Source organism: Enterobacter cloacae complex sp. 309I3, from assembly GCF_050031595.1.
Classification (GTDB): domain Bacteria; phylum Pseudomonadota; class Gammaproteobacteria; order Enterobacterales; family Enterobacteriaceae; genus Enterobacter; species Enterobacter cloacae.
On the sequence record NZ_JBLGWI010000001.1, the window covers coordinates 3744333 to 3754385 of the forward strand.

Sequence of the window (10053 nt, forward strand, 5' to 3'; positions counted from 1 at the left end):
TCAGTCCCATAGCTGGAGGGTCTGCACCGTGGTTGTCGCCGGAATATCCGGCAGCTCCACCTGCAGTCCGTGCGGTAAAAAAGGGCCATACTCAGCCAGCCCCGGATTTGCCTGCAGAACCTGCTCGGTAACACCCTGCGTACGCCCGTAATGACGCCAGCAAAGCGCGTCCACCGTGTCATACTGGTGCGCACGCACTTTCATCAGATAAGCTCCACCGTGCAGTGCGGTGCATCCTGCACCCGGCTGATAGCCCAGCGGGCATCACGCCACAGATCGCCGCTAACCTCCGCCAGTTCCTCCCCTCGCTTTACCCCCAACGCCGTGGCGTCATAATCCTGGTAACGCTCATTGAGCACGGCGCGCGCCCAGCAATACACGGCGTTGAGGTAGTGCTGAATGCGCTCGCTTTTGCCATCCAGCATTTCCGCCGGCACGTCAGCCAGATCCCGGTAGCCCAGCATCTGCTGGCGGTTGCGGAAGTCGTACAGCTCAGCGTTAACTTCGGAAATGGCTGTCAGCGCAACCTGCCTCAGACGGGGCTGCGTCACCGTGCCATCAGTGCGCATCACACTGCGAAATTTCGACAGGTCCACATCAGGCCAGAACGGCGTATTTTTAATAACGTCCGCCTGTTCCGGTACCTGTTCTGGCGCAACAAACTGCATGCGGCTTTCTCCTGAAATAGTGGGCGGTGGACGGGATTTTGATGTAGCAGTGCCTTTCGCCACCCCGTGCCGCCCGTGCGCGGGGCACGTTCGTTAGCGGCTGTCACTGCGCAATCTGCGCTCCAGCTGCTGCTTTTCTTTTTTCACGCCGCAGCGGGGATCGAGCTGCAGCGCATGGGTAAGGTGATTTAGGGCAGAAGCCGGGTTGCTTTCGGTCAGTACCGCGCCGATGGCTTTGTGCAGGCGTGCCCGGGACTGGTCCGGCATATCCAGATCGGTAGTCAGCTCCAGCGTCTGCAGGAGCAGATCGGCATCAAAACCGGCGGCGGCCAGCAGGGCGCTTTGTGCGGCGTCAGCCATTTCTTCCGCCAGAACGGTCTGCACGTTGCGGTTGCCCAGCGGCATCACCCAGCCATGGCGCAGCGCATGACGCCCGATTTCCAGCGCACCGGCATAATCACCGGCATCGATACGCCACAGCATCACGTACATCAGCACGTCATCCTGCTGCGCACCTCCGGCAGCCAGCACGCCCTCCGCCCAGGCGGCATACTTCGGCAGAAGCTCCACCTTGATTGCCGCCTTTTTCACGGTGGACTGGATACCCTTAAGGCGGCGGCGGTCTTCTGCCAGCTGCAGCAACATCAGGTCATAGCCGGACGCATGGCGAACACTGCCGCCCTCCCGGGCGGCCTGTTCGGCCTGAATGCGCAGGCGGTGCTGCCGTGCGGGACTCAGGCTCATGCGTTACTCCCCACCTTCCGGCGCAGCTGGCGCGGAGAAGTCACCGATAGTGATATTTTCGACTATGGCCGCGCAGCGGTAGTCTTCAATCACATACGCTTCGTTGACGGATTCGAAGTTCTCAATCCGGTCACGTTTTGGGTTGTCGATAACAGAACGGCGGCGGGTGTCCTCCTGCCAGTAAATGGACAGGTTATCCAGACGGGTGATCAGCAGGGCATTCGCCGGGAAGAACGGCGCACGCACCGCCTGCAGCCCCCCCATACGTTTCTGGCTGATAATCAGATCGGCGGCGATTTTCTCGCTGTTTTCCTGCTCTTTGTTAACCAGCGGGAAATACTTGTCAGACAGCAGCTCGCGGCCGCAGATAACAACCAGCTCGTCATCGTCCTGATAAACCACGTCGATCAGCTCGTTGACCGCATCCATCACTACGGCGTCCAGGTTGGCATAGTCGCCGCCCTTGCCCACCTTCAACGCGCCAGCGGTGGTGGTGCCGTCCTGGGTGGTGCTGCCCATAACGTGGTCCGGCGCATCTTCGCGGATTTTCTGCAGCCAGCCCTTATTCACGTCCTGCAGCAGCGGGTTTTCAGCGCGGTTGGAGGTTTTGGCGCGCTTCACGCCGTTGAAGCCGATCATGATGCGGTCCAGAGCCTGGCGCTTGATGATGGCGTTACGGATACGCACCTGGAAATCTTGGAATTTCGCCCACAGATCCAGCTTTGCGTAGGTCAGCACCGTGTCAAAGTTGGTCTGCTCGCATTTATATTCCACGTCCTCCATCAGCATCGGATCGGTGGGTTCGCGCTCTTTGGTGGTGGTATCGGTGGTTCCGGCAATGGTGGAGCCAACTCCCAGGCCAAGCAGCTGGCCGGACTGCTCCGCAACCGGCGTGATGTTAATCAACGTCAGAAAAGCGGCGGACTGCTGGATCTGGTCTTCCAGCGTCTGCTGCACGGACGGGTCCACGGTGAACTTGCTGGAAAGTTCTTCCACTTCCACGTTGTTCAGGCGCGCCAGCTGCTGCAGGTAGGCGTTAAAGGCAAAGCGGGTATTCTTTTTCATCGGGTTTATGCTCCATCAGCAATTGGTCAGGGTGCCAGCCGGTGCGTCACCGCCCGGCGCGCGCTGGCGGTAATCTTTACGGCTGTCTTCACGGCTCAGCTGCTGCTGAAGCTCGGCAAAGGCGGCCTGCTGCTCCTGCAGCGAGGATTCAAGCTCAGAAATGCGCGCGTCCTGGTCGGACAGAGATTTATTTGTACGCTCGCTCAGGTTCTGCTGTTCGGTGACAACCAGCTCGACGGCTTTGTGCACGTCTGAAAAACGCGCATCGTCGGTCTGCTCTTTTTTGGTAAACAGCGCGGAAACGCGGGCAAAGAGGGACGGCTTTTCGTCCTGGTTTTCTTCCAGTTCGATTAGCGTTTCTTCGGCGGCGGTAAACAGGTTTTCAGGACTCTGTTTGCGGTTAGCCAGCGGGTTCTGTTTGGCGGTGGCACTGAAAGCCAGCATCTCGGTGCCCAGGCTAGCCGGATCGTCAGTGGCGGCCAGGCCGACGAGGTAGGCTTTGCCGGTGTCGGCAAATTTCGGGCTGACTTCCATAGAGGTGAATTGCTTTTGCCACTGCTTAATCAGACTAATCAGATCGGGCGATGGGTTAATCTCGGCGTACAGCCCCATTTTCCCTTTTAATGGCCCTTCCGTGATTTCTTCGGCAGTTAAGCCGGTGACATGCCCATAACGCTTAAACGTGCTATCTGGCGAATAGCCTTTAATGTGCTCAAGGTTAATTTGTGCCGTATACACCTCAGGGTTGTAGCTGGCAGCCATTTGTACCAGCCATTCACGCTGGATTTCGCGCCCGTCGGTGGTGGCACCTTCCACCCCGATACGGAAGCGCTTTGCTTTCACTGTCATGAGCCGTGCTCCGTTAGAAAAAACTTACTGGAGTCTTATGGTTGCGGTGATGGGGGGAGTGAAACAACGTGCGGCGCTTGTACGGTCAGCCACACAAACCGCAGCCGGGGAAAGCCGCCGGGCAAGGCCGTATGTTTGGGCCATGAACACGACAATGACCCCCGCAGACCTCGATCCCCGTCGGCAGGCTATGCTGCTGTACTTTCAGGGATACCGCATAGCCCGCATTGCTGAAATGTTGGGCGAGAAAGTTGCAACCGTTCACAGCTGGAAGAAGCGCGACAAGTGGGGCGAGCATGGGCCGCTGGATCAGATGCAGCTCACCACTGCCGCGCGCTACTGCCAGCTCATTATGAAGGAGCAGAAAGAAGGGAGGGACTTCAAGGAAATTGACCTGCTGGCGCGCCAGTCAGAGCGCCACGCCCGGATCGGTAAATTTAACGATGGCGGCAACGAGGTAGATTTAAATCCGAAGATTGCCAACCGCAACAAAGGCCCGCGCCGCCAGCCCGAAAAGAACGTTTTCACCGACGAACAGATCGAGAAGCTGCAGGTGGTTTTCCACGGCTCGATGTTCTCCTACCAGCGCCACTGGTATGAGGCAGGCAACCGTCACCGTATCCGCAACCTGCTCAAATCGCGCCAGATCGGGGCAACCTTCTTTTTTGCCCGGGAGGCACTGATTGACGCCATCACCACCGGCCGTAACCAGATTTTTCTCTCAGCGAGCAAGGCACAGGCGCACGTCTTCAAACAGTACATCATCGACTTTGCAAAAGAGGTGGATGTAGAGCTGAAAGGCGATCCGATGACGCTGAGCAACGGCGCTTGCCTGTACTTTCTGGGAACCAACGCCCGCACGGCGCAGAGCTACCACGGTAACCTGTACCTAGATGAATATTTCTGGATACCGAAATTCCAGGAGCTGCGTAAGGTGGCTTCCGGTATGGCCATCCATAAAAAATGGCGGCAGACCTACTTTTCAACCCCGTCCAGCCTGACCCACAGCGCCTATCCATTCTGGTCCGGCGCACTGTTCAACCGGGGGCGCGCCAAAGCGGACAAGGTAGATATTGACCTGACCCACGGCAATCTGGCCCCGGGCCTGCTCTGTCCGGACGGGCAGTATCGCCAGATTGTCACCGTGGAAGATGCGGTGAGTGGTGGGTGTAACCTGTTCGACCTCGACCAGTTGCGCATGGAGTACAGCCCGGACGAATACCAGAACCTGCTGATGTGCGAATTTATTGACGATCTGGCGTCAGTATTCCCACTCAGCGAGCTGCAGGCGTGCATGGTGGATAGCTGGGAAGTCTGGACCGATTTTCACGCCCTTGCGCTGCGCCCGTTTGGCTGGCGCGAAGTCTGGATCGGTTATGACCCGGCGAAAGGCACACAGAACGGTGACAGCGCAGGCTGCGTGGTTATGGCTCCGCCTACCGTGCCGGGCGGCAAGTTCCGCATTCTTGAGCGTCATCAGTGGCGCGGCATGGACTTTCGCGCCCAGGCTGACGCCATTAAAAAACTGACGCAGCAGTACAACGTGACCTATATCGGCATCGACTCGACCGGCGTCGGGCACGGTGTTTATGAGAACGTGAAAGCGTTCTTTCCTGCCGTCCGGGAGTTTGTCTACAACCCCAACGTCAAAAACGCCTTGGTGCTCAAGGCCTACGATATTATCAGCCACCGCCGTCTGGAGTTTGACGCCGGGCATACCGACATTGCGCAGTCCTTTATGGCTATCCGCCGCGCAACCACAGCCAGCGGTAACCGCCCCACCTATGAAGCCAGCCGTAGCGAAGAAGCCAGCCACGCCGATTTGGCATGGGCAACGATGCACGCACTGTTTAACGAACCGCTGCAGGGCGAGTCCGCCAATACCAGCAATATTGTGGAGATTTTTTGATGGGTAAGAGTAAGAAAAACCGCACTGAAGTTAAGCACCAGAGCGGCGCAACTGCAGAGGCATTCAGCTTTGGCGATCCCATTCCGGTACTGGACCGCCGCGAACTGCTGGATTATGTGGAGTGCGTACAGATGGACCGCTGGTATGAGCCGCCAGTGAGCTTCGACGGTCTGGCCCGCACTTATCGCGCCGCCGTGCATCACAGCTCACCGATTGCGGTGAAGCGCAACATTCTAACCAGCACCTTTATCCCTCACCCGTTGCTAAGCCAGCAGGCATTCAGCCGCTTTGTTCAGGACTATCTGGTGTTTGGTAACGCCTATCTGGAGAAACGCACCAACCGCCTCGGCGGTATCCTTTCACTAGAACCATCACTGGCGAAATATACTCGCCGTGGTCTGGATCTTAATACCTACTGGTTTGTGCAATACGGTATAACCACGCAGCCGTATGAATTCACCAGAGGCAGCATTTTTCACCTGATGGAGCCGGATTTAAACCAGGAGATTTACGGCCTGCCGGAATACCTGTCCGCCATCCCTTCAGCCCTGTTGAACGAGTCCGCCACGTTGTTCCGCCGCAAGTATTACATCAACGGCAGCCATGCAGGGTTCATCATGTACATGACAGATGCCGCACAGAACCAGGAGGACGTAAACAACATCCGCCAGGCAATGAAAAGCGCCAAAGGGCCGGGCAACTTCCGCAACCTGTTTATGTACTCGCCCAACGGCAAAAAGGACGGTATACAGATCATCCCGTTGTCAGAGGTAGCGGCAAAAGATGAGTTTTTGAATATCAAGAATGTAAGCCGGGATGACATGATGGCAGCGCACCGCGTTCCGCCTCAGATGATGGGGATTATGCCGAGTAATGTTGGGGGATTTGGTGATGTGGAAAAAGCCGCGCGTGTTTTTGTACGTAATGAATTGCAGCCATTGCAGAAACGTATGTGCGAACTGAACGAATGGATTGGGGAAAAAGTAATAAACTTTGAGGCGTATCAGCTCTCAGTTGAGCAATGACATTCAAAGCAGACTAGCCAGCAAAACTAACCTATAGATCCGGATCTATAGGTTTATGATGTAGTGATACTGGATAATGCACGACTTGATAATCAAGTTTACTTACAGTATGAAGATGCTGGCTATAAAAAACCAATGGATTTTTTTGGCAATCAATAATATTGACAGATTTACAAACATGAATTCTGGGAGCATTCTTTGATAAAAATGTTTTCCATGAATCCATCATATCAGAACAGGAAACATTTTTCGTATAAATAATCAGACCGCCCGAAGAACTATTAATGGTCCCAGTACTATACCGCTCGGTAAGTTGCGCATAACCTTTAAAAAGATATAAATATGAAGAATGTTTTTTTGCTTCCCCATGCCAGATATAATCAGCAAGTGTAATAGATATATCACAATGCCCTCTCTGATTCTTCTCGTGACTGGCTTCAAGACCCAGATATCTATTTTCAACATACGAAAGCAAATATAGAGTTAACTGATCTTCAGAGAGATCAAATGTAATTTTATTGCCATTTTGCTCTAATTTACTTACAGCATAATCGAGTTCCTTTCGGACAAGACTGTTGAAATTAGAATAGGACTCCAACGCAAATTGAATCCTTTCAATGGCAAAATGAACCTTCTGCAAATGAAAGTTTTTCTCCAAATCATCCAGACTTGTAAGCATTAGCACGCCCCTTCTCTTGTGAAACTAATAACTGTAAAGAAAGGAAATACATACTTTTTGTAATCTGGCACTATCTCACCAGTATATGGATGTTCTAAACCTTGATTATCTTCAGCATCAATAACATCAGCAATACTTATATTAACTGGTGCGAAGCCATCGTCTATAAATTGATAGTTTAACTTCAGAAAATTAACTTTTGGATTACACAAAACCTGGATAGCTAAATAAATGTCATGCTCATCCACATAAGCCTCACCCTTATTCGAAAGCGCTATATCAAATAAAAGGTTATAACTAATAAATATATTAGGGGAGCGGGATGCTAACTGAGCAAGTTTCTCATGAAACATGCACGCCAAAACACCCACTTCTGGGCGTTCGGAGCATATGTCTTGTATGGTCTTTGCCAAGTTAACATCCTTCATATGTGTCTCCAGCTATAGTATCAGCTTCGTAAGTGTTTCGAAATCATCACGAGAGATACATTTACTAAGTATAGCAAAATTCACTGGTGAGCCTGAGCTTCCACCAAGGTACCGTCTTAGCGTTCCTGGTATCGTAAGTTCTACATTGTCGGCTAACTGTAGTAAAGGATTTGTTCGTTCAACCCTAATGCCTATCCTATAAAGTCCGATATTACCTACAGCTTTAATACCTTCCTGATTGAAGATATCTTGTCTCAAATCTTTAGTAGAGTCAGTTTTTCTTTCCTTATGTGTTGTCCCTTCAGGAGTAAGGAATGAAAGCTCAAAAACTTTATAATTGAGAGTCGAATATGGTTTTTGATCTTGTTTAAAGATTGGATCAATCAAATGGAAGAAATCTCTTTCCTTTGACGCAAACTCTGCTCCTAAAAAATTATAAAGTTCTCTTACTACAGTACTCTTTGCAAACAAGACGCTCTCGCCTATTGTATTAGCACCTGCATCTATCAAAATAGAAATAGTAGAGTTGGCTTTATCAAATATACATACATCAAAACATTGATGCTTTTCTTTTTTAGTGGCAATAATTTCTTCGTAGCCACTATACTGCGGTAAACTTTTAGGCGAAATCCTCTCTCTAATCTTTTGTTCTCTAACAGAACTAAAAAGAGCTAACGCCTGATTACCGCTCTCAGAATAATGAACCAAATTTAGTTTATTCTTTCCAGACGCATTAATTTCCTGCTCAGAAAGAATTACATCCGAGGCGACAGAAGGCTGTGCAGATAAATCCCATTCTAATTTCATAGCTTTCGTTAGCGATGGAATTATTTGATTATCAACTGCCATACTAAAAAAAGCTTTATCGCCGTATACCAATTGCCCGAATATTAAATTATTTACAGACTGAATGATGTCATTGAATTTCTTTAAATTCTTTTCTTTTAGTTCTGTTAATTCTTCCAGTATTTTTTCATGAGTTGCATCTCTACCTTTACCACGAGCTAACCCAAGAGCTGAAATAACAGGTTTTGCCACGTTCCATGGAAATCTCGTGATTAGTGTCAAAATGGACTTCATTTCTGCTTCACTAAGTACTACTGGGACATTTCCTGTCATCTTAATTACCTGTTGAAATTGCAACACAAGGTCGTCTTCGGGAGATCAATGAGAGTATTCCAATAACTTAACCAGGTATAGGAGCGCTTTCAAGTCTAGGCCTATCTTATGTCTAGCAGCGCACGTTTTCATCTGAGCGCGCGCTCGTAGCCCCGCCACGCCTGCCCGCTTTATGTGACGGTTTTCATGCAGGTGCATGACATAAGCAAAAGCCCGCCAATTCTGGTAGGCTCCAGCGAAAACGATCCATAAACAATCATGCGATCTCATGCATCATAGGCATGCATTGCAATTATCATTGCTACACTCATGACTTATCCCTTTCGCTAGGGTCATGATTCTTAATCAACCTAGCTATCGTCACACTATGATCAATCTGCGGACGATAGATTCGTAGTAGGAAATCATCCAGCATAATACAAGCCCCCTCAATATCTTCTGATGATACGGGCCTCAAATTATGACTCCCAGTGTTACCCAGCCACTTCATCGCCCTGAATCCAGCCTCAACATATTTGAAGGGCTCTGGTATGCGCGAAATCCTGCGATCCAAGGACAGGTAACGACCATTTTCGTTACGAGGAATTTTAAAGCTATCAAGAACTATTTCCAGGGTAGTGCGAAGTGCATTGATTGCTGCTTGAGGATGTCCCGGTAACTGAGCCGAAAGCTCCCGCAACTGGATGTTGATCTGCTCCGGGTATGCCTCGCAACATGTAAACAGATTTAGTGGTGGATAAAAATAGCGTGGACGATAAACAGCCTCATATCTTAGGTCGTAAGAATTTGAAGTTTGGCTCCAGTCTTGTTCATAGTACCCATCGCCCGATACAGCTACCGGCTGTAGACAATTTTTTTGATTACACCTCAACTGACAACTGAAAACCGTTTCATCTTCATCTGGGCCAAAGCCTTGTCTTTTGGCATGTTCAGTGATGGCTCTAGCCGTTCTTTGTATTTTGAAACTTTCAGGTATGAGCTCTAGTGTAGCCCTGGCACAAGCGGGACAAGGCCAATCTGGTATAGAACTCTTTGTAAAAAAATCGAATTTGAATGGGCCAGGCATAGATTATCTCGTTTCAGATAGTATTTAACTTATTCTAATGCTGGCTAAAGATTAAAAGCATCCCCTATATATTATAAACCATTTAAAAATCTGCCCTAGATAGATGATCTAGTGGCTACTATCTTTATCCACTTATGGCTAACCCCTAGCTGTACTCGTTATTCAACCTTGCTGACGTCAGAAGCAAGTACTAACGCCAGCAACAATCCCGCAGCTAACTAGGAAGATCCATCGAACGGTTATATTCATGAGCTCGAATTTTCGCCATCAATTCATCAGTCAGCTCTGACACCCATTGGATAGCCAGCTTCTTTTCTTCATCATCACACTCACTAGCCGCTACAAGCTTGATAAAAAAATCAATGCGCTGAAGTTTCAATGACTCCAAAAGATAGTCCTGCATCTTCCCTCCTATCATTACACGGACACACAAAAGCTGTATTTACATATACTGGTTATACATACAGTACTGTAGAGAAAAAAAAATGTAAAACTGTTTTT

Annotated in this window: 12 protein-coding genes; 2 read left to right on the top strand and 10 right to left on the bottom strand. The window is 50.2% G+C overall.

Annotation, left to right across the window (positions count from 1 at the left end):
- The 5 genes from ACQG22_RS17885 to ACQG22_RS17905 form a co-directional block, all read right to left on the bottom strand.
- Nucleotides 1-204: a tail protein X gene (locus ACQG22_RS17885; RefSeq protein ID WP_369707007.1), complete on the bottom strand. Its 204-nt coding sequence runs from the start codon at nucleotides 202-204 to the stop codon at nucleotides 1-3.
- A complete protein-coding gene (locus ACQG22_RS17890; protein ID WP_369707008.1) occupies nucleotides 204-668 on the bottom strand; it encodes a head completion/stabilization protein in 465 nt (154 codons plus the stop codon). The genes ACQG22_RS17885 and ACQG22_RS17890 overlap by 1 nt, the downstream gene beginning before the upstream one ends.
- 93 nt (nucleotides 669-761) lie before the next feature.
- On the bottom strand, nucleotides 762-1412 hold the full coding sequence (gene gpM / locus ACQG22_RS17895; protein ID WP_029740065.1) for a phage terminase small subunit: 651 nt from the start codon (nucleotides 1410-1412) through the stop codon (nucleotides 762-764).
- Between the two features lie 3 nt (nucleotides 1413-1415).
- On the bottom strand, nucleotides 1416-2477 hold the full coding sequence (locus ACQG22_RS17900) for a phage major capsid protein, P2 family (RefSeq protein WP_369707009.1): 1062 nt from the start codon (nucleotides 2475-2477) through the stop codon (nucleotides 1416-1418).
- Nucleotides 2478-2492: 15 nt separating this feature from the next.
- Nucleotides 2493-3326, bottom strand: a complete 834-nt coding sequence (locus ACQG22_RS17905; protein ID WP_369707010.1) for a GPO family capsid scaffolding protein — start codon at nucleotides 3324-3326, stop codon at nucleotides 2493-2495.
- Nucleotides 3327-3468: 142 nt separating this feature from the next.
- Between ACQG22_RS17905 and ACQG22_RS17910 the strand changes: the two genes are divergently transcribed.
- A complete protein-coding gene (locus tag ACQG22_RS17910; protein ID WP_369707011.1) occupies nucleotides 3469-5235 on the top strand; it encodes a terminase ATPase subunit family protein in 1767 nt (588 codons plus the stop codon).
- Entirely contained in the window at nucleotides 5235-6260 is a 1026-nt protein-coding gene (locus ACQG22_RS17915; RefSeq protein WP_369707012.1) for a phage portal protein, read from the top strand. The genes ACQG22_RS17910 and ACQG22_RS17915 overlap by 1 nt, the downstream gene beginning before the upstream one ends.
- Nucleotides 6261-6291: 31 nt before the next feature.
- Here ACQG22_RS17915 and ACQG22_RS17920 read toward each other — a convergent pair whose 3' ends face one another.
- The 5 genes from ACQG22_RS17920 to ACQG22_RS17940 form a co-directional block, all read right to left on the bottom strand.
- On the bottom strand, nucleotides 6292-6939 hold the full coding sequence (locus ACQG22_RS17920; RefSeq protein WP_369707013.1) for a hypothetical protein: 648 nt from the start codon (nucleotides 6937-6939) through the stop codon (nucleotides 6292-6294).
- Nucleotides 6939-7367 carry a hypothetical protein gene (locus ACQG22_RS17925; RefSeq protein ID WP_369707014.1) on the bottom strand — a complete coding sequence of 143 codons (429 nt, stop codon included), beginning with the start codon at nucleotides 7365-7367 and terminating at the stop codon, nucleotides 6939-6941. Before ACQG22_RS17925 ends, ACQG22_RS17920 begins: the two co-directional genes overlap by 1 nt.
- Nucleotides 7368-7379: 12 nt before the next feature.
- The gene (locus ACQG22_RS17930) at nucleotides 7380-8486 is read right to left on the bottom strand and encodes a hypothetical protein (RefSeq protein ID WP_369707015.1); all 1107 of its coding nucleotides are present in this window, start codon (nucleotides 8484-8486) and stop codon (nucleotides 7380-7382) included.
- Between the two features lie 307 nt (nucleotides 8487-8793).
- Nucleotides 8794-9552: a DUF4145 domain-containing protein gene (locus ACQG22_RS17935; RefSeq protein ID WP_369707016.1), complete on the bottom strand. Its 759-nt coding sequence runs from the start codon at nucleotides 9550-9552 to the stop codon at nucleotides 8794-8796.
- 214 nt (nucleotides 9553-9766) lie between these two features.
- A complete protein-coding gene (locus ACQG22_RS17940; RefSeq protein WP_369706696.1) occupies nucleotides 9767-9955 on the bottom strand; it encodes a hypothetical protein in 189 nt (62 codons plus the stop codon).
- Nucleotides 9956-10053 lie beyond the last annotated feature (98 nt).

Bases quoted from the DNA above. Each gene is read 5' to 3' on its own strand.
- ACQG22_RS17905 (WP_369707010.1), bottom strand. From the start codon at position 3,326: ATGACAGTGAAAGCAAAGCGCTTCCGTATCGGGGTGGAAGGTGCCACC.
- ACQG22_RS17940 (WP_369706696.1), bottom strand. From the start codon at position 9,955: ATGCAGGACTATCTTTTGGAGTCATTGAAACTTCAGCGCATTGATTTT.
- ACQG22_RS17930 (WP_369707015.1), bottom strand. From the start codon at position 8,486: ATGACAGGAAATGTCCCAGTAGTACTTAGTGAAGCAGAAATGAAGTCC.
- ACQG22_RS17910 (WP_369707011.1), top strand. From the start codon at position 3,469: ATGAACACGACAATGACCCCCGCAGACCTCGATCCCCGTCGGCAGGCT.
- ACQG22_RS17885 (WP_369707007.1), bottom strand. From the start codon at position 204: ATGAAAGTGCGTGCGCACCAGTATGACACGGTGGACGCGCTTTGCTGG.
- ACQG22_RS17915 (WP_369707012.1), top strand. From the start codon at position 5,235: ATGGGTAAGAGTAAGAAAAACCGCACTGAAGTTAAGCACCAGAGCGGC.
- ACQG22_RS17920 (WP_369707013.1), bottom strand. From the start codon at position 6,939: ATGCTTACAAGTCTGGATGATTTGGAGAAAAACTTTCATTTGCAGAAG.
- ACQG22_RS17925 (WP_369707014.1), bottom strand. From the start codon at position 7,367: ATGAAGGATGTTAACTTGGCAAAGACCATACAAGACATATGCTCCGAA.
- ACQG22_RS17935 (WP_369707016.1), bottom strand. From the start codon at position 9,552: ATGCCTGGCCCATTCAAATTCGATTTTTTTACAAAGAGTTCTATACCA.
- ACQG22_RS17890 (WP_369707008.1), bottom strand. From the start codon at position 668: ATGCAGTTTGTTGCGCCAGAACAGGTACCGGAACAGGCGGACGTTATT.
- ACQG22_RS17900 (WP_369707009.1), bottom strand. From the start codon at position 2,477: ATGAAAAAGAATACCCGCTTTGCCTTTAACGCCTACCTGCAGCAGCTG.
- gpM (WP_029740065.1), bottom strand. From the start codon at position 1,412: ATGAGCCTGAGTCCCGCACGGCAGCACCGCCTGCGCATTCAGGCCGAA.